This window comes from Pseudomonas sp. 1L-C-7-B-C1, assembly GCF_057291635.1.
Window position 1 is genome coordinate 1 of sequence record NZ_JBXAWH010000009.1, and the last position, 19,050, is coordinate 19,050.

A 19,050-nucleotide genomic window follows, 5' to 3' on the forward strand; every position below is an offset into this window, starting at 1 on the left:
TTGGGCGGGAAGTGGAATATTTCGATGTTCCACTACCGCAACCATGGCGCGGCAGACGGGCGTGTGGTGGCCGGATTGGTGGTGCCGGAGGATGAGCGGCATCTGGTGCCGCAGGCGCTGGCGGAGATTGGCTATCCGTACTGGGACGAGACCAGGAATCCGGCTTACAAGCTGTTTCTGGGATAACGGCAGCGGCATGCGACCGGCTGCTACGCTTCAAACACCGCCAGACACAGGGACACGACACAATGGAACACTTCGCTGCACTGAAAATCCTGCACGTCGTCAGCACGGTGCTGCTGTTCATCTGCGCGCTGGGGCTGGTCGTGTGGATCGTCCGTGGTCGTCGGGCCGGTGATGTGACCGTGCAGAACCGCGCCATGCAACGGCCGTGGGCATTCGTCTGGGTGCTGATGGGCGTATGCCTGCTAACCCTGCCGATCAGCGGCTGGTGGCTGGTGCACTACGCCGGCTGGCCGCTGGGACAGACCTGGCTGCTGGCGGCGAGTGTGCTGTATCTCTTCGGCGCCTTGAGCTGGGCCTGGCTGGCGGTGCGGGTCAATCGCCTGCGCCGGCCGGTCATCGTGGGTAACTCCCGCTTCACCCTGGCGCTGGCCATCTTCAGCGTCGTCTGCTTCGTGGCGATTGCCGGTCTGATGGGCGCCAAACCGGTCTAAATCTCAGTCATCCAAACGGACGCCAGCGCAGATGTTCCCGCCGATAAAGAACGGTGGGAGCGAGCTTGCTCGCGAAGGCTTTCAACCGCGCAGTGAAATCACCGGCCAGCCGCGACGGGTGGCTTCGGCGCGCAGCTTTTCATCAGGATCGACCGCCACCGGGTTCACCACCTGCTCCAGCAATGGCAAATCGTTCATCGAGTCACTGTAAAACCAGCTGTCGTCCAGGTTGAAACCGTTCTCCTCGATCCAGCGGTTCAGGCGGGTCACTTTGCCCTCGCGGAAGCACGGCACGTCAGTGGTCCGCCCGGTGTAGCGGCCATCGACGATTTCGCACTCGGTCGCCAGCAGCGTGTCGATGCCCAGTCGGGCCACGATCGGCGCGGTGACGAAACGGTTGGTCGCCGTGATCACTACCAGTTTGTCGCCAGCGTCGCGGTGCTTGGCGATGAGGGCCATGGCCTTTGGCAGGATCAGGGGCTCGACGCAATCGCGCATGAATTCCCGGTGCCATTCGTCGAGCTGCGCCATGTCGGTGCGCCCCAGAATCTCCAGGCTGAAATTCAGGTAGTCGGTCAGGTTCAGCGTGCCGGCCAGATAGTCCTGATAAAAAGCATCGTTGCGTGCCTTGTAGGCCGCGCCGTCCAGGATGCCGCGTTCGCACAGGTAATCGCCCCAGGCGTGGTCGCTGTCGCCGCCGAGAAGGGTGTTGTCGAGGTCGAAGAGGGCCAGGCGCATGAGCTTTACTCGCTGAAATATCAGAAAAAAGAGCACAAGAATACGAGGTTTGCTCGAGAGATCGCATCTATTAATGCAGTTGTCACGATAAGCTGTCGCAGCCTCGTTGCTGCCTTCACGATCTTTGTGGAACAATGCGGCGACATGCGTTTGCGAGGTTGTAGCCGTGATCGACCCCGATGGTTTTCGCCCTAATGTCGGGATAATTCTGACAAATGATGCTGGTCAGGTCTTATGGGCTCGGCGCATCAATCAAGACGCCTGGCAGTTTCCGCAGGGGGGTATCAACCCTCAAGAGACGCCGGAAGACGCGCTTTACCGTGAATTGAATGAAGAAGTCGGGCTGGAACGGCATGATGTTGAAATTCTTGCCTGCACCCGGGGTTGGTTGCGCTATCGTCTGCCGCAACGATTGGTCCGTACCCACAGCCAACCGCTGTGCATCGGCCAGAAGCAAAAATGGTTTCTCCTGCGCCTGATCTCCAACGAGCAGCGGGTGCGGATGGATTTGACCGGCAAACCGGAGTTCGATGGCTGGCGTTGGGTCAGTTATTGGTACCCGTTGGGCCAGGTGGTGACATTCAAGCGCGAGGTATATCGCCGCGCACTCAAAGAGCTTGCCCCGCGCCTGTTGGCGCGCGACTGACACGGAGTTCGACCCCGAGCCATGCTCAATACGCTGCGCAAGATCGTCCAGGAAGTTAACTCCGCCAAGGATCTCAAGGCGGCGTTGGGCATTATTGTGTTACGCGTCAAAGAGGCCATGAGCAGCCAGGTCTGCTCGGTCTATCTGCTCGACCCTGAAGCCAACCGCTTTGTACTCATGGCGACCGAAGGCCTGAACAAGCGCTCGATCGGCAAGGTGAGCATGGCCCCGAACGAAGGCCTCGTGGGTCTGGTCGGTACACGTGAAGAACCACTGAACCTCGAAAACGCCGCCGACCACCCTCGCTATCGGTACTTTGCTGAAACCGGTGAAGAGCGTTACGCGTCGTTCCTCGGCGCGCCGATCATCCACCACCGCAGGGTAGTGGGCGTATTGGTTATCCAGCAAAAGGAGCGCCGTCAGTTCGACGAGGGCGAAGAAGCCTTCCTCGTGACGATGAGCGCGCAACTCGCAGGCGTTATCGCCCATGCGGAAGCCACCGGCTCCATTCGCGGGCTGGGTCGGCAGGGCAAGGGCATTCAGGAAGCCCGATTTGTCGGCGTGCCGGGTTCGCCGGGCGCTGCGGTCGGTACTGCCCTGGTCATGCTGCCGCCGGCCGACCTCGAAGTTGTGCCGGACAAAACCGTCTCTGATATCACCGCTGAACTCAAGTTGTTCCAGACTGCCCTTGAAGGCGTTCGCAATGACATGCGCACCCTTTCGGCGAAGTTGGCGACACAGTTGCGCCCAGAAGAACGCGCGTTGTTTGATGTGTACCTGATGATGCTTGACGATGCGTCGCTGGGCAGTGAAGTCACCAACGTCATCAAGACCGGCCAGTGGGCCCAGGGCGCTTTGCGCTCGGTGGTCAACGAGCACGTCAAACGCTTCGAGCTGATGGACGACGCCTACCTGCGCGAACGTGCATCGGACGTCAAAGACCTCGGTCGCCGCCTGCTTGCCTACCTTCAGGAAGCGCGCCAGCAAACACTGGTTTATCCCGACAACACCATTCTGGTCAGCGAAGAGCTGTCCCCCGCCATGCTCGGCGAGGTGCCGGAAGGGAAGTTGGTGGGCCTGATTTCGGTACTCGGCTCGGGTAACTCCCACGTCGCCATTCTCGCCCGGGCCATGGGCATTCCCACGGTCATGGGCGTGGTGGACCTGCCGTACTCGAAAGTCGACGGCATCCAGCTGATCGTCGACGGCTATCACGGCGAGGTCTTCACCAACCCGTCCGAGATTCTGATCAAACAGTATTCCGTCGTCGTCGAAGAGGAGCGTCAGCTTTCTCAAGGCCTCGACGCGCTGCGTGAATTGCCCTGCGTGACCCTCGACGGACACCGCATGCCGCTGTGGGTCAACACGGGTCTGCTGGCGGACGTGGCCCGCGCGCAACAACGGGGCGCGGAAGGCGTTGGCCTGTACCGCACCGAAGTGCCGTTCATGATTCAGCAGCGTTTCCCGAGCGAGAAGGAACAGCTCGCCATCTATCGTGAGCAATTGGCGGCATTCCACCCATTGCCGGTGACGATGCGAACTTTGGACATCGGCGGCGACAAGTCGCTGTCGTACTTCCCGATCAAGGAAGACAACCCGTTCCTCGGCTGGCGCGGCATCCGCGTGACGCTGGATCATCCTGAAATCTTCCTCGTGCAGACCCGCGCCATGCTCAAAGCGAGCGAGGGCCTTAACAACCTGCGGATTCTGCTGCCGATGATCTCCGGCACCCACGAGACCGAAGAGGCGCTGCACCTCATTCACCGGGCGTGGGGCGAAGTGCGCGATGAAGGCACCGACGTGCCGATGCCGCCGGTGGGCGTGATGATTGAAGTACCGGCAGCGGTCTACCAGACCCGTGAGCTGGCGCGTCAGGTGGATTTCCTGTCTGTTGGTTCGAACGATCTGACTCAATATCTGCTGGCGGTCGACCGTAACAACCCGCGCGTGGCGGATTTGTACGATTATCTCCATCCGGCGGTGCTCCAGGCCTTGCAGAGCGTGGTGCGTGATGCCCACGCCGAAGGCAAGCCGGTTAGCATTTGCGGCGAGATGGCCGGTGATCCTGCGGCGGCGGTGCTGCTGATGGCGATGGGCTTTGACAGCCTGTCGATGAACGCCACCAACTTGCCGAAAGTGAAATGGATGCTGCGTCAGATCAACCTGAGCATGGCCAAGGATCTGTTGGCCCAACTGATGAAGAACGACAACCCGCAAGTCATCAGCAGCTCGTTGCAGCTGGCGCTGAGGAATCTGGGCCTGTCGCGGATGATCAATCCGGGGTCTGTGAAAGGGCATTGAGGGCTGGCGCTGCGCTGCTCCTGGTGGGACCGGCTTCAGCCGGAAAGAGGCCGGCTTGAACACCCTAAGATGTTGGGCGTGACACAGGACGCTTTCCCGGCTAAAGCCGGTCCTACTAAAACCTTGATGCAGGCTAAACCTGCAGGTCCACTTCTCCCAATCTCCCGCCATACGGCCCAAAGCTGCGCTCGATAAGTCGCCGGCTGCCATCCGCATTAACCAGCAACACCGTGCTCGCTCGCGTGCCGTAATTGGGGCTGGCGATGAACACGCTCGACAGCAGCTTCTCCGTCGCAAGCCCAACGCCGGTGCTTGGCAGTTCAGCGTCTGGCGCAGGCGCGTGATCGCTGAGAAAGCCAAACAGCGCTTCGGGATCAGGATTGTCCAAATGATCAGACAGGGCAGCCTTGGCCTTCACCAGCTTGGGCCACGGCGTGTCGAGTCCGGCGTTGGACACTCCGTAGATGCCTGCTTCCAGTCGGCGGGGTGTCGGATCGTTCCCGTTGAGGAAGTGCAACTGCTCACGATCACCTACCAGCACGTTGAATCCGCCGTACTCCGCCGAACGCGCGGCGACACCACGCAAATAATCGTCAATCGCAACTTCATTGTTTAAAAAACCGGCGACTAATTCCCCCCGCGAACGACGGCCTGGCGGCTTGCCTGGGTCGCGGATGTTGGTGAGCGCTGCGAATCGTCCGTCAGCATTGATCCCCAGCCACGTTCCACCCGCTTCAAGATCGCGTCCGGCATAGATCTGTGGCGCTTCTTCCCACTGCGCGAGCGGCAACGTAGGGCGCGCGTAGAACTCGTCGCGATTGGCTGCCAGAATCAGCGGCTGCGCGTGCGTCGGCCGCCAGGCGAAGACGATAAGGCACATGGATGACTCCTTTTTTCGCCACTTTACCCACCCCGCACGCCGACATCCATCGCACGCTGCTAGAGCGGATCGGCGCGGTCCGGTAACATGCCGCACTCTGTTTTTGAGAGATGCCCCACCGAGCTGTGGTGACATCATCGGCTCGCGGGTTTCCCTTCGCAGTCGCCTTACACCAGATTTCATGATTATTGGGTGGCATGACCTGCCGCCGCCGCCGCATAGTTCTGCTTCGTCGCTCAATGAGCGCTTCTATTTCAAGGAGTCGCAATGCTGCCTTACCCGCAGATTGACCCGGTAGCTGTGGCCATCGGTCCGCTGCAAATTCACTGGTACGGCCTGATGTATCTGGTCGGTATCGGCAGTGCCTGGTACCTGGCATCCCGTCGGCTTAATCGCTTCGACCCGACGTGGACCAAGGAAAAACTCTCGGACATGATTTTCTGGGTCGCCATGGGCGTCATTGTCGGTGGGCGTCTCGGCTACGTGCTGTTCTACGATCTGCCCAATTACATCGCCAACCCGCTGCTGATCTTCGAAGTGTGGAAGGGCGGCATGGCCTTCCACGGCGGTTTCATCGGCGTGATGATCGCGACGTACTGGTTCGGCAAGCGCAACGGCAAGTCGTTCTTCCAGCTCATGGACTTCATCGCGCCACTGGTGCCGATTGGTCTGGGCGCCGGGCGCATCGGCAACTTCATCAACGCCGAACTGTGGGGCAAACCGACTGATCTGCCCTGGGCCATGGTGTTCCCGCCCTACAGCGATCCTGCGCAGCTGGCGCGCCACCCGTCCCAGCTCTACCAGTTCGCGCTGGAAGGCGTGGCCTTGTTCGCCATTCTCTATTTTTATTCCCGCAAGCCGCGTCCGACCATGGCCGTGTCCGGCATGTTCGCCCTGTTCTACGGCATCTTCCGCTTTGTTGTGGAGTTCGTTCGGGTACCGGACGCGCAGCTGGGTTATCTGGCCTGGGGCTGGGTCACCATGGGGCAGATCCTCAGCTTGCCGATGATCATCGGCGGTCTGGTGCTGATCTGGCTTGCCTACCACCGCGCGCCCGCTGCCAACAACGCTGCGGCGTGACGCGCCGGTTACATCTGCTGAACGCCGGGCCTGAAGGGTTCGGCGGATTCACCGAATCAGAGGACCTCTGGTCATGAAGCAATACCTTGAGCTGCTGCAGGACGTCATCAATAACGGAACCCGCAAGGGCGACCGCACCGGGACCGGCACCACTGCCGTGTTCGGTCGGCAGATTCGCCACAACCTGGCCGATGGCTTCCCGCTGCTGACCACCAAAAAACTGCACTTCAAGAGCATCGCCAACGAACTGATCTGGATGCTCAGCGGCAACACCAACACCAAGTGGCTCAATGAAAACGGAGTGACCATCTGGGACGAGTGGGCCACCGAAGACGGCGACCTGGGCCCGGTGTACGGCGCGCAGTGGACCGGCTGGCCGACCAAGGACGGCGGCAAGATCAACCAGATCGACTACATGGTCGACTGCCTGAAGAACAACCCGAACAGCCGCCGCATCCTGTTCCATGGCTGGAATACCGAATACCTGCCGGACGAGAAGCTGTCGCCCCAGGAAAACGTCAAGGCCGGGCGCCAGGCCCTTGCGGTGTGCCATTTGCTGTACCAAGCCTTCGTGGCCGACGGCAAGCTGTCGATGCAGTTGTACATCCGCAGTTCCGACGTCTTCCTCGGCCTGCCGTACAACATCGCCGCGCTGGCGCTGCTGACCCACATGCTGGCTCAGCAATGCGACCTGATCCCCCACGAGATCATCGTCAGCCTGGGCGACACCCACGCTTACTCCAACCACGAAGAGCAAATCGCGACCCAGCTGACTCGCACGCCTCGACAGCTGCCGCAGCTGAACATCAAGCGTCGCCCGGAGAGCATCTACGATTACCGATTCGAAGATTTCGAGATCGTGGGTTATGACGCGGATCCGAGCATCAAGGCGCCCGTAGCGGTGTGATCCGGCTGCGCTCATGAGCGGAGGCTATTGATCAATCGGCAATCGATTGAAATCCTCTATCCGCTCAGTGCGCAGTGACAATGAGCTTAAACGCGTCGATTTCCCTATCGTTCTCCCCATCGGACAGACACAGGGCGGCCTCAGCAGAGGTCGCCCGCCAGTATCCTTGGTGGAGAAACACGCATGAGCAACAAACTGACGACCGCTTTTGGCGCCCCTGTAGTCGATAACCAGAATATCCAGACCGCTGGCCCCCACGGCCCCGCGCTGCTGCAGGATGTCTGGTTCCTCGAGAAGCTCGCCCATTTCGATCGTGAGGTCATCCCTGAGCGTCGCATGCACGCCAAGGGTTCTGGCGCGTTTGGCACCTTCACCGTCACCCACGACATCACCCGCTACACCCGCGCAAAAATCTTTTCTGAAATCGGCAAGAGCACTGAAATGTTCGCCCGCTTCTCCACCGTTGCCGGCGAGCGCGGTGCGGCTGACGCCGAGCGGGATATTCGCGGTTTTGCGATGAAGTTCTACACCGAGGAAGGCAACTGGGACATGGTCGGCAATAACACGCCGGTGTTTTTCCTGCGTGACCCAATGAAGTTTCCTGACCTGAACCACGCCGTCAAACGCGACCCACGCACCGGCATGCGCAGTGCTGAAAACAACTGGGACTTCTGGACTCAACTGCCGGAAGCGCTGCACCAGGTGACCGTGGTCATGAGCGAACGCGGCATCCCCCGCAGTTACCGCGAAATGCACGGTTTCGGCAGCCATACTTACAGCTTCCTCAACGCACAGCACGAGCGGTTCTGGGTCAAATTCCACTTCGTCTCGCAACAAGGCATCGCCAACCTGAGCGACGCCGAAGCGCAGGAACTGGTCGGACGTGACCGTGAGTCCCATCACCGCGACCTGTACGAAAACATCGAGCAGGGCAACTTCCCGCGCTGGAAGCTGTTCGTGCAGATCATGCCGGAGAAAGAGGCGGGCTCGTATCCGATCAACCCGTTCGACCTGACCAAGGTCTGGCCGAAGGGCGATTACCCGCTGATTGAAGTGGGCGTGGTCGAGCTGAACCGCAATCCGGAGAACAACTTTGCGGACGTCGAGCAGGCGGCATTTGCGCCTTCCAACGTGGTGCCTGGCATCAGCTTCTCGCCGGACAAAATGCTCCAGGGTCGGCTGTTTTCCTACGGCGATGCGCAGCGCTACCGTTTGAGCGTCAACCACCACCAGATCCCGGTGAACTCGCCACGGGCGGCGCTGCACGTGAACAGCTACCACCGCGACGGCCTGATGCGCGTCGACGGCAACCGTGGGGGCATGACCTCTTACGAGCCGAACACCAAGGGCGCATTTCAGGAACAGCCGGATTTCAGAGAGCCGCCGCTGTCCATCGAAGGCGCGGCCGCTCACTGGAACCACCGCGTGGATGGCGACTACTACTCACAGCCAGGCAACCTGTTCCGCCTAATGAACGCCCGGGAGAAACAGTCGCTGTTCGACAACACCGCCCGCTCGCTGCGCGGCGTGTCGGCGCCGATTATCCAGCTGCACATCGAACACTGCTCGATGGCCGATCCTGAGTACGGGATTGGTGTGGCGGCTGCGGTTGAGCGTATTCACAACGCCTGATCCCTGTGGGACCGGCTTCAGCCGGGAAGGCGTCGGATGCCACACTGCGAAAGTGATGTTGCCCCCAATGGCCCCTTCCCGGCTAAAGCCGGTCCCACTGACACACCGCATATCCCTTGTGGGACCGGCTTCAGCCGGGAAGGCGTCGGATGCCACACCGCGAAAGTGATGTTGCCCCCAATGGCCCCTTCCCGGCTAAAACCGGTCCCACTAACCAGTCAATGCCCGTGGCTGCGGCCTACGTGGGAGTGTTCGACGTCCGCGGCTACGACGCTGCCGCTGATTTCCAGTCGATCAAGTATGCCGCAGTGATCCGGCGCGCCTTCGCTGCAGCGTTGGCGCAGGTCCACCAATTGCTCCTGCAGCGCTTGCAGGCTCGCAACGCGGGCGTTCACGTGCTGGATGTGTTCGTCGATCAGCGCGTTGACGTTTTCGCACTGGTCCCGGGGACTGTCGCGCAGTGCGAGCAGGCTGCGAATCTCGTCCAGCGTCATGTCCAGGCTGCGGCAATTGCGGATGAAAGTCAGGCGCTCGACGTGCTCTTGGGTGTACAGCCGATAGTTACCGTCGCTGCGTGCGGGTTCGCTAAGCAGGCCTTCACGCTCGTAATAGCGGATGGTTTCCACCGGGCAGTCCGTGAGTTTCGCCAGTTCGCCGATTTTAAATGAAGGGTTCATGCGCAAGACCTCGATAGGACGCTTGACCCTATAGTGGCTACAGGGTGTTCACTTGGCAACACGCACACTTAGAGACTCAACCCATGAGTGACTCTGTACACACACCTTCCCCGCACAAGCCTGGCCACTACTCGCACAACCATGCCGAGCACGAGCACGCTGGCCATGACCATTCCGCCCATGACCACGCCGATCACGATCATGCCGGTCACGACCACGGGCAGTCCAAACTCACGCCCGTGCAGAAACACGACCATGCCGCCCATGCCTGCTGCTCCCATGACAGCGCACCGGCCGTCGTGACCATTGATGGCGCGTCAGACGCTGAGGGTCAGCTCAGCAGCTTCCGCATCGAAGCCATGGACTGCCCCACTGAGCAGACGCTGATCCAGAATAAACTCGGCAAAATGAAGGGCATTCAGAAGCTTGAATTCAACCTGATCAACCGCGTGCTGGGCGTGTGGCACGAGTTGCCGTCCACCGATCCCATCCGCGACGCCATTGGCTCGCTGGGCATGCAGGCGGACCTGATCGAGGAGGGCGCCGACAAGGAAACCGCGTCGCTGCCGCCTGCGAACAAACCGTGGTGGCCGCTGGCGCTGTCGGGTGTCGCTGCGTTGTCTGCGGAGGTCATCCATTTCACCAACGCCGCGCCAACGTGGGTGGTCGCCATCGTTGCGCTGATCGCCATTTTCAGCGGCGGCCTGACCACGTACAAGAAGGGCTGGATCGCCCTGAAAAACTTCAATCTGAATATCAACGCGCTGATGAGCATTGCGGTCACCGGTGCGGTGCTGATCGGGCAGTGGCCGGAAGCGGCGATGGTGATGTTTCTGTTCACTGTTGCCGAGCTGATTGAAGCCAAGTCCCTGGACCGTGCCCGCAACGCCATCGGCGGCCTGATGCAGCTGACGCCGGAAACCGCCACCGTGCAGCAGAACGGCGAGTGGCTCGAGCTTGAGGTCAAGGATATTGCGTTGGGCAGCGTCGTCCGGGTCAAACCGGGCGAGCGCATCGGGCTGGACGGTGCAGTGGTTGCCGGCCAGTCGAGCATCGATCAGGCGCCGATTACCGGTGAAAGCCTGCCGGTCGAGAAAACCGTCGGCGACAAGGTTTTTGCCGGCACCATCAATCAGGCCGGTTCGCTGGAATACAAAGTGACCGCCGCCGCCAACAACTCGACGCTGGCGCGGATCATCCATGCCGTCGAGGCGGCCCAAGGTGCGCGCGCGCCGACCCAGCGATTCGTTGACAGCTTTTCAAAAATCTATACACCTGCGGTGTTCGCACTGGCGCTGGCGATCGCGATCATTCCGCCGCTGTTCATGGGCGCGGTCTGGTTCGACTGGATCTATCGCGCGCTGGTGCTGCTGGTGGTTGCGTGCCCGTGTGCGCTGGTGATTTCCACGCCGGTGACGATCGTCAGCGGCCTGGCGGCGGCGGCGCGCAAAGGCATCCTGATCAAGGGCGGCGTGTACCTGGAGAAGGGGCACAAGCTCGATTACCTTGCCCTCGACAAGACTGGCACCATTACCCATGGCAAGCCGGTGCAGACCGATTACGTGTTGCTCGATACGTCGTTGGGCGAGCAAGCGCTGGCGATCTCGGCGAGCCTGGCCGGTCGCTCGGATCACCCGGTGTCTCAAGCCATTGCCAAGGCCGCGCAGGAAGGTACCCGGCTGCCGGTTGAAGCATTCGAAGCCCTTGCGGGGCTTGGCGTGAAGGGCGAAGTACAAGGGCGTTTGTACCACTTGGGCAACCACCGTCTGGTGCATGACGCCGGGTATTGCTCGCCGGAACTGGAAGCGCAACTTGAAGCGCTGGAAAGCCAAGGCAAAACCGTGGTGCTGCTGTTCGACGCCTCCGGCCCGCTGGCGCTGTTTGCGGTCGCCGACACGGTCAAGGACAGCAGCCGCGAGGCCATCGAGCAACTGCATGCGCTGGGCGTGAAGACGATGATGCTGACGGGTGACAACCCGCACACGGCCAAGGCCATCGCTGCTCAGGTGGGCATCGATCAGGCCCAGGGCAATCTGATGCCAACCGACAAGCTGCAAGCCATCGAAGCTCTGTATGCGAAGAACCACCGAGTGGGCATGGTCGGCGACGGCATCAATGATGCGCCGGCGCTGGCCCGGGCGGAGATCGGTTTTGCCATGGCGGCAGCGGGCACGGACACCGCCATCGAAACCGCCGACGTGGCGCTGATGGACGACGACCTGCGCAAGATCCCGACCTTCATTCGGCTGTCGCGGGACACCGCAGCAGTGCTCAAGCAGAACATCGCGCTGGCGCTGGTGATCAAGCTGATCTTTCTGGCGGTGACCTTCGCCGGTATGGCGACCATGTGGATGGCGGTATTCGCCGACATGGGCGTGAGTCTGTTGGTAGTGTTCAACGGGTTGCGGTTGTTGAAGAAGTGACGCTCACCATCAGGAGACTGATGGTGCGTAGGCAGGCCTCTTCCCGGCTGAAGCCGGTCCCACTAACGCCACGTGCGCATCCAGTGGGACCGGCTTTAGCCGGGAAGGCGTCAGGTGCAATGCCGCAAAATTGATGGCGCTCAAACTGGCCTCTTCCCGGCTAAAGCCGGTCCCACCAAGAAAATCATCAACCCAGGCCTACTTCCCGTACTTCTCCCGCCCCCATGCGATCATTTCTTCCAGCAAACCTTTCAACACCACTTGCGTCGGCTCGGCCAGATCACGGCGGTAGTGGAACGGCACGAACTCGTCCATGTACGTGCTCTGCGCCAGTTCCAGTTGCACGGCGTGGATATGGTTGGCCGGGTCGCCGTAGTGGCGGGTGATGTGGCCGCCCTTGAAACGACCGTTGAGCACATGGCTGTAGTTCTTCGCCGCGGCGCAGGTTGAATCCAGACGCCGGGCCAGCGCTTCATCGCAGCTCGCACCATTAAAGGTCCCGAGGTTGAAGTCCGGCAGCCGACCGTCAAACAGATGCGGGATGTGCCCGCGAATGGAATGCGCATCGAACAGCAGCGCGTAACCGAACTCCGCGCGCAGGCGCTCCAACTCGTTGCGCAGCGTGTCGTGGTACGGCGTCCAGATCTTCTCCAGATAAGTCGCGCGTTCTTCCTTGCTCGGCGCCAAACCCTCTTTGAACAACGGATCGCCCTCAAACAGCGTCGACGGGAACAACCCGGTGGTCGCGCCCGCGTACAGCGGCGTGTCGTCGGACGGGCGATTAAGGTCGATGACGAAGCGCGAATATTCCGCCGAGAGCACGCTTGCCCCCAGATCAGACGCAAAGTCATACAGACGCGGAATGTGCCAATCGGTGTCCGGCAGGCTCACGGCCTCGTCCACCAGACCGTCACGCACGACGGGCGTCAGGTGCAGTCCCGGGTGCGGCATGCTGATCAGCAGCGGTACGCGACCGCGAGTGAAACTCAGAACCTTGTCCACAGTATTCCCCTGATTAGAGAGTGCGTTCCACGCCATGACGCACGACGCGTTTGTCCAGATCGCCGCCCAGCCAGTAGGCCAGGTCGGCAGGCCGTTCGATGTGCCAGGCGACGAAATCCGCCGTTTTGCCGACTTCCAGCGAGCCATGGGTTTCGGCCATGCCCAGCGCTTGAGCCGCATGAACTGTGGCGCCAGCCAGGGCTTCTTCCGGCGTCATGCGGAACAGCGTGCAGGCCATGTTCAGCATCAGCCGCAGCGACAGGCCCGGCGACGTGCCCGGATTGAGGTCGGTGGAAATGGCGATCTTCACCCCGTGTTTGCGCAGGGCATCCATCGGCGGCAATTGAGTTTCGCGCAGGAAGTAGAACGCCCCCGGCAGCAAGACGGCGACCGTGCCTGAGGCCGCCATCGCGATGGCGTCTTCTTCGGTCATGAACTCCAGATGATCAGCCGACAGTGCCTGATAACGCGCCGCCAGACTCGAGCCGTGCAGCGAAGACAATTGCTCGGCGTGCAGCTTCACTGGCAGCCCCAACTGGCCGGCGGTGATGAACACCTGCTCGACCTGCGCCGGCGAAAACGCCAGGAATTCGCAGAACGCATCGACCGCATCCACCAGATTCTCCGCCGCCAGCGCGGGCAACATTTCGCTGCAGATATGGGCGATGTAATCGTCGGCGCGGTCTTTGTATTCCGGCGGCAGGGCGTGGGCGGCCAGGCAAGTGCTGCGCACGGTGACCGGCAGGTTTTCACCCAGTTGGCGAATCACCCGCAGGATCTTGCGTTCGCTGGCGAGGTCCAGGCCGTAGCCTGATTTCATCTCGATCGTGGTCACGCCGTCCCTGAGCAGGTGCATCAAGCGACGCTCGGCGCTGGCGTAGAGTTCTTCCTCACTGGCGGCGCGGGTGGCGCGCACTGTGCTGGCGATACCGCCGCCGGCTGCGGCGATTTCCGCGTAACTGACGCCCTGCAAACGCTGCTCGAACTCACCGCTGCGGTTACCGCCGAACACCGTGTGGGTATGGCAATCGATCAGGCCGGGCGTCACCCACGCGCCGTTCAGGTCGACGCGCTTGATGTCGCCCTGGTCCGGCAGGTCTCGGAGAGGACCGATCCAGATGATCTGCGCTGCATCGGTCACGATGGCGGCGTCCTCGATGATCGAGTACGTGCCGTTCGCCATGGTTGCTGCGTGACAGTGGTGCCAGAGCGTTTTCATCGATGCCTCCAAGAGTCCGGTTTTACAACCTGTTTCGGGTATCGCAAGCGTTAAGTGTGGGCGTGAGCTTGCTCACGAAGAGGCGAGTGTGTCCGCCAAATCTCCAACGCCTGAACTTCAGTCTTCGCGAGCAAGCTAGCTCCCACACGGACCATTCATGACAGCCCATTTATCAGCGGTTTGATGTTGCCTTCCTCAGGTTCTGCTTCGGCTTGACCCATACCCAGTACGCAACCACCAGCAACCCGATCCACACCGCCCCCACCACCAGCGCGGCCTGGCTGTCCGGGAAATAACCCAGCACGCCGAATACGAACACCATGAACAATGTGGCAACGATCGGCGCGACGGGCCAGAACGGCACCGGGAATTTCAGCTGGGCGACTTCTTCTGCGCTCATGGAGCGGCGCATGGCGATCTGCGTAACCAAAATCATCAGCCACACCCAGACCGTCGCGAAGGTTGCGATCGAAGCGATCAGCAGGAACACGTTTTCAGGAATCAGGTAATTCAGCACAACGCCGCAGAGCAGCGCGACGCCCATCACCAGCACGGTCATCCACGGCACGCCCTGGGCGGACAACTGAGCAAAACCCTTGGGTGCCTGACCTTGTATCGCCAGGCCGTACATCATGCGTCCGGCACCGAAAATGTCGCTGTTGATCGCCGAAACGGCTGCGGTGATGACCACGATGTTGAGGACGGTGGCCGCGGATGAAATCCCCAGGTGATCGAAGATCTGGACGAACGGGCTGCCCTGGCTGCCGATCTGCTGCCACGGGTACAGCGACATCAGGACGAACAACGTGAGCACGTAAAACAGCAGAATCCGCAGCGGCACCGCATTGATCGCGCGAGGAATCACGCGCTCCGGGTTGCGCGCTTCGCCGGCGGTGATGCCGATGATTTCGATGCCGCCGAAGGCAAACATGACGACCGCCAGGGAGGCCACAAGACCACCGATGCCGTTGGGCATGAAGCCGCCGTAGGCCCACAGATTGCTCACGCTGCTGACGCCGCCGCCTGAGACCGAGCCGATGCCGAACAGCATGATGCCGAAGCCTGCAAGGATCATCGCGATGATCGCGCCGACCTTGAGCAGCGACAGCCAGAACTCCGTTTCACCGAAAACCTTGACGCTGCACAGGTTGAGCGCGCCGATCAGAAAGACGATGCCGAGCACCCAGATCCAGCGTGGCACCTCGGGAAACCAGAAGCCCATGTAGATGCCGAACGCAGTGACATCGGCCAGGCAGACGATGACCATCTCGAACGCATAGGTCCAGCCGAGGACAAACCCCGCGAGCGGACCCAGATAGGTGGTGGCGTATTCGCCGAACGAGCCGGACACCGGGTTGCGCACGGCCATCTCGCCGAGAGCGCGCATGACCATGTAAACCGCAGCGCCGGCGATTATGTACACCAGCAGAACGGCGGGACCGGCCAGTTGGATGGCTGACGCGGAACCGTAGAACAACCCGGTGCCAATGGCCGAGCCCAGCGCCATGAAGCGAATGTGACGCGCGCTGAGCCCGCGTTTCAGATCTGTTGCGTTTTGCGATGTCATTTCACACGTTCCTAGTCTTACTTTTTGCTGCGAAACGAGCGGTTGCGGGGGGCGATACCCCCACACTCATTTCAACGACAGGCCATCCTGGCCTGTCCCGATCAGAAGCTCGGCAGCAGGTCAGCAGAAACCAGGTCGCTCAGGCAGTTGGAAGCCAGCAGCTCGATGGCGGCCTCGATATCAGGGGCGAAGAAGCGGTCTTTCTCATAGAACGGGACTTTGCCGCGCAGCGTGGTGCGGGCGATTTCCAGTTTTTCGGAGGTCTTCAGACCGTTGCGCAAGTCCAGACCCTGACACGCAGCCAGCCATTCTACAGCCAGCACGCCGCGAGTGTTCTCCGCCATTTCCCACAAGCGCTTGCCGGCGGCAGGCGCCATCGACACGTGGTCTTCCTGGTTGGCGGAGGTTGGCAGGCTGTCGACGCTGTGCGGGTGGGACAGCGCCTTGTTTTCACTGGCCAGCGCAGCGGCCGTGACCTGGGCAATCATGAAGCCGGAATTTACGCCGCCATTGGCCACCAGGAACGGCGGCAGTTGCGACATGTGCTTGTCCATCATCAGCGAGATGCGACGCTCGCTCAGCGAGCCGATTTCAGCGATGGCCAAGGCGATGTTGTCGGCCGCCATGGCAACGGGTTCGGCGTGGAAGTTACCGCCGGAAATCACTTCGCCTTCGGCCGCGAACACCAGCGGGTTGTCCGACACCGCGTTGGATTCGATCGCCAGCACTTCGGCGGCCTGACGCAGTTGGGTCAGGCAAGCGCCCATGACTTGGGGCTGGCAGCGCAGGGAGTAGGGGTCCTGAACCTTGTCGCAGTCGCGGTGGGAGTCGGAAACCTGACTGCCTTCGCCGAGCAGGGCGCGATAGGCCGCAGCCGAATCGATCTGGCCGCGCTGACCGCGAGCCGCATGAATGCGCGCGTCGAACGGCGCGCGGGAGCCGAGCACGGCTTCAACGGTCAGCGCGCCGCAGCTCAGGGCGCCGGCGAACAGGTCTTCGGCTTCAAACAGGCCGCGCAGCGCGTAGGCCGTCGACACTTGCGTGCCGTTGAGCAGCGCCAGGCCTTCTTTGGCCGCCAGCGTCAGCGGGGTGAGCCCGGCAATCGCCAGTGCTTCCACAGCATTCAGCCATTCGCCCTTGTAGCGCGCCTTGCCTTCGCCCAGCAGCACCAGCGACATGTGCGCCAATGGCGCGAGATCTCCGGAGGCACCGACCGAACCCTTGAGCGGGATGTGCGGGTAAACCTCGGCGTTGATCAGGGCGATCAGCGCGTCGATGACCTGGCGGCGAATCCCGGAGAAACCCCGGCTCAGGCTGTTGACCTTGAGCACCATGATCAGGCGCACCAGCTCATCGCTGATCGGCCCGCCAACGCCCGCAGCGTGAGACAGCACCAGCGAACGCTGCAGGTTCTCGAGGTCGGCGCTGGCAATGCGCGTCGACGCCAGCAGGCCGAAACCGGTGTTGATGCCGTAGGCGGTGCGGTTCTCCGCGAGGATCTGCTCGACGCAGGCCACGCTGTCTTCGATCTGCCGATTGGCGCTGGCGTCGAGGGTCAGCGTAACCGGCCGCTGATAAATCGCGCGCAACTGGGCGAGGCTCAATTGGCCGGGGATCAGATTCAGCGGGGTCGCCTGTTGGGTGTCGGTCACGATGCTGCTACTCCTGAATGGATATCGGTCGTCTGCGCTGAACCGGCTCCTGCCTGTCCTGCGCGGGGGGCGCTTGCGCTGCGACCGTTGTTGTCGGTGTCGGGGTGAGCCTGCGCCGCGTAATCGCGGCAGCGCTGGAATACGGTTTCCAATGACTCTTCGTTCTTGAGCAGGGTCACGCTGCTGGCGATGTCCGGGGCCAGCCAGCGGTCTTCGTCATAGGCCGGCACGCGCTCGCGCAGCAGACGCCACGCCGCTTCGGTGCCGACGCCAAAGCGCGGGCCCTTGAAAAACTCGAACGCCTGGGCGGCCAGCAAATACTCGATCGCGAGGATCTGCGTCACGTTCTCCAGCACCTTGTGCAGCTTCAAGGCGGCGCTGGTGCCCATGCTCAGATGATCCTCCTGCAGGCCGGACGTCACGTAGTTATCAATGACCGCCGGTTGTGCCAGCTGGCGGTTTTCCGCGCACAGCGAGGCGGCGACGTATTGGGTGATCATCATCCCGGAGTTGACCCCAGGCTGGCTGACCAGAAACGCCGGAAGTCCGCTGACTGTCGGGTTGATCAACCGGTCCAGCCGTCGCTCGGCAATCGAGCCCAGTTCGGCCATGGCGATCGCCAGCAAGTCAGCGGCCATCGCCACGGACTGGCCGTGCGGGTTGGCCTGGGAAACCACGCGATACGCTTTGGGCGTGCCCAGCAGCAGCGGGTTGTCGGTGGCGGAATTCAGCTCGATCTCGATCTGCCGCGTTGCGTGGGCCAACTGGTCGCGGGTGGCGCCGTGGACCTGCGGGATCGAGCGGATGCTCAAGGCGTCCTGGGTGCGGATACCCTGACTGTTGGCGAGCACTTCACTGCCCGCGAGCAGGCCGCGCAGGTTTTTGCCGACCTGCTGCATGCCGGGGTGCGGCTTGAGCGCGATGATGGTTTCGTCAAAAGCGTCGAGCTGGCCGCGCAGGCCCTCGAAGGTCATGGCGCTGATCACGTCAGCCCACTGCATCAGGCGATTCACGTCGGCAACGGCCAGGCAACTGAGGCCGGTCATGCACGGCGTGCCGTTGACCAGACACAACCCGTCTTTTGCGCCCAGCTCCACCGGCGACAGGCCTTCTTCGCTGAGCGCCTGCAACGCCGACATCACTTGCCCGCGGTAACTGACCTGACCCACGCCGAGCAGCGCGACGCCGATGTGCGCCATGTGCGTGAGGTAACCCACCGAACCCTGGGACGGCACTTGCGGTGTGATGCGTCGATTGAGCAGGGCGAGCAAGGCCTCGACCACCTGACGATGAATCCCGGACTTGCCCTGGCTGTAGTTGATGATCGCGGCGCAGGTGATCGCGCGGGTCTGCTCGTCCGGTAACGCCGGGCCAACGCCGCAGGCATGGCTGAGCAGGGTATTGCGTGACAGTCGACCCAGTTGCTCGCCCGCCAGCGACACATTGCACAGGGCGCCGAGGCCGGTGTTCACGCCATAGGCGCGTTCGCCGCTGGCAACGATGCGCTGCACAATCGCCTGAGCATTGTCGATCCGCGCCCAGGCGGCTTCCGATAACGAAAGCGTCGCGCCATGACGGGCAACCGCGGTCACATCCCGCCAGCTGAGCGGGCCTTCGCCGATGATGATCTGTTCTGCTCGCGACATGAC

Annotated in this window: 15 protein-coding genes and 1 pseudogene; 8 read left to right on the top strand and 8 right to left on the bottom strand. The window is 61.7% G+C overall.

Features of this window, described 5'->3' with window-relative positions:
• Both AC0Z8Z_RS14840 and AC0Z8Z_RS14845 read left to right on the top strand, forming a co-directional pair.
• Nucleotides 1-186: pseudogene (locus tag AC0Z8Z_RS14840) on the top strand (threonine ammonia-lyase, biosynthetic); the annotation flags it as partial.
• Nucleotides 187-248: 62 nt separating this feature from the next.
• On the top strand, nt 249-677 hold the full coding sequence (locus AC0Z8Z_RS14845; RefSeq protein ID WP_485619614.1) for a DUF2269 family protein: 429 nt from the start codon (nt 249-251) through the stop codon (nt 675-677).
• 81 nt (nt 678-758) lie between these two features.
• On the opposite strand, the gene AC0Z8Z_RS14850 is transcribed toward AC0Z8Z_RS14845, so the two are convergent.
• Nucleotides 759-1,415, bottom strand: a complete 657-nt coding sequence (locus AC0Z8Z_RS14850; protein WP_485619615.1) for a histidinol-phosphatase — start codon at nt 1,413-1,415, stop codon at nt 759-761.
• A gap of 166 nt (nt 1,416-1,581) precedes the next feature.
• On the opposite strand from AC0Z8Z_RS14850, the gene AC0Z8Z_RS14855 reads away from it, so the two are divergent.
• Both AC0Z8Z_RS14855 and ptsP read left to right on the top strand, forming a co-directional pair.
• Complete coding sequence (locus AC0Z8Z_RS14855; protein WP_062379340.1) at nt 1,582-2,061, top strand: RNA pyrophosphohydrolase; 480 nt, start codon at nt 1,582-1,584, stop codon at nt 2,059-2,061.
• Nucleotides 2,062-2,082: 21 nt separating this feature from the next.
• A complete protein-coding gene (gene ptsP, locus AC0Z8Z_RS14860; protein WP_122533979.1) occupies nt 2,083-4,362 on the top strand; it encodes a phosphoenolpyruvate--protein phosphotransferase in 2,280 nt (759 codons plus the stop codon).
• A gap of 133 nt (nt 4,363-4,495) precedes the next feature.
• Here ptsP and AC0Z8Z_RS14865 read toward each other — a convergent pair whose 3' ends face one another.
• Nucleotides 4,496-5,242, bottom strand: coding sequence for an NRDE family protein (locus AC0Z8Z_RS14865; protein ID WP_485619616.1), 747 nt, complete (start codon nt 5,240-5,242; stop codon nt 4,496-4,498).
• 267 nt (nt 5,243-5,509) lie between these two features.
• Between AC0Z8Z_RS14865 and lgt the strand changes: the two genes are divergently transcribed.
• The 3 genes from lgt to AC0Z8Z_RS14880 all read left to right on the top strand — a co-directional run bounded on the left by lgt (nt 5,510) and on the right by AC0Z8Z_RS14880 (nt 8,861).
• Nucleotides 5,510-6,322 (top strand): prolipoprotein diacylglyceryl transferase, encoded by an 813-nt coding sequence (gene lgt / locus AC0Z8Z_RS14870; RefSeq protein ID WP_037016162.1) that lies wholly within the window; start codon nt 5,510-5,512, stop codon nt 6,320-6,322.
• Nucleotides 6,323-6,395: 73 nt separating this feature from the next.
• Entirely contained in the window at nt 6,396-7,229 is an 834-nt protein-coding gene (locus AC0Z8Z_RS14875) for a thymidylate synthase (protein ID WP_074889717.1), read from the top strand.
• A 183-nt stretch (nt 7,230-7,412) separates the two neighbouring features.
• Nucleotides 7,413-8,861 carry a catalase gene (locus AC0Z8Z_RS14880; RefSeq protein ID WP_172610408.1) on the top strand — a complete coding sequence of 483 codons (1,449 nt, stop codon included), beginning with the start codon at nt 7,413-7,415 and terminating at the stop codon, nt 8,859-8,861.
• 218 nt (nt 8,862-9,079) lie between these two features.
• Here AC0Z8Z_RS14880 and cadR read toward each other — a convergent pair whose 3' ends face one another.
• Nucleotides 9,080-9,538 carry a Cd(II)/Pb(II)-responsive transcriptional regulator gene (gene cadR, locus AC0Z8Z_RS14885; protein WP_122533975.1) on the bottom strand — a complete coding sequence of 153 codons (459 nt, stop codon included), beginning with the start codon at nt 9,536-9,538 and terminating at the stop codon, nt 9,080-9,082.
• 83 nt (nt 9,539-9,621) lie between these two features.
• On the opposite strand from cadR, the gene AC0Z8Z_RS14890 reads away from it, so the two are divergent.
• On the top strand, nt 9,622-11,961 hold the full coding sequence (locus AC0Z8Z_RS14890) for a heavy metal translocating P-type ATPase (RefSeq protein ID WP_485619617.1): 2,340 nt from the start codon (nt 9,622-9,624) through the stop codon (nt 11,959-11,961).
• A 198-nt stretch (nt 11,962-12,159) separates the two neighbouring features.
• On the opposite strand, the gene hutG is transcribed toward AC0Z8Z_RS14890, so the two are convergent.
• The 5 genes from hutG to hutH (AC0Z8Z_RS14915) all read right to left on the bottom strand — a co-directional run bounded on the left by hutG (nt 12,160) and on the right by hutH (AC0Z8Z_RS14915) (nt 19,047).
• A complete protein-coding gene (hutG, locus tag AC0Z8Z_RS14895; protein ID WP_485619618.1) occupies nt 12,160-12,963 on the bottom strand; it encodes an N-formylglutamate deformylase in 804 nt (267 codons plus the stop codon).
• 13 nt (nt 12,964-12,976) lie between these two features.
• On the bottom strand, nt 12,977-14,182 hold the full coding sequence (gene hutI, locus AC0Z8Z_RS14900) for an imidazolonepropionase (protein ID WP_485619619.1): 1,206 nt from the start codon (nt 14,180-14,182) through the stop codon (nt 12,977-12,979).
• A gap of 172 nt (nt 14,183-14,354) precedes the next feature.
• Nucleotides 14,355-15,749, bottom strand: a complete 1,395-nt coding sequence (locus tag AC0Z8Z_RS14905) for an amino acid permease (protein WP_485619620.1) — start codon at nt 15,747-15,749, stop codon at nt 14,355-14,357.
• Between the two features lie 101 nt (nt 15,750-15,850).
• On the bottom strand, nt 15,851-17,401 hold the full coding sequence (hutH, locus tag AC0Z8Z_RS14910) for a histidine ammonia-lyase (RefSeq protein WP_485619621.1): 1,551 nt from the start codon (nt 17,399-17,401) through the stop codon (nt 15,851-15,853).
• Complete coding sequence (gene hutH, locus AC0Z8Z_RS14915) at nt 17,398-19,047, bottom strand: histidine ammonia-lyase (protein ID WP_485619622.1); 1,650 nt, start codon at nt 19,045-19,047, stop codon at nt 17,398-17,400. The genes hutH (AC0Z8Z_RS14910) and hutH (AC0Z8Z_RS14915) overlap by 4 nt, the downstream gene beginning before the upstream one ends.
• Between the last annotated feature and the right edge of the window lie 3 nt (nt 19,048-19,050).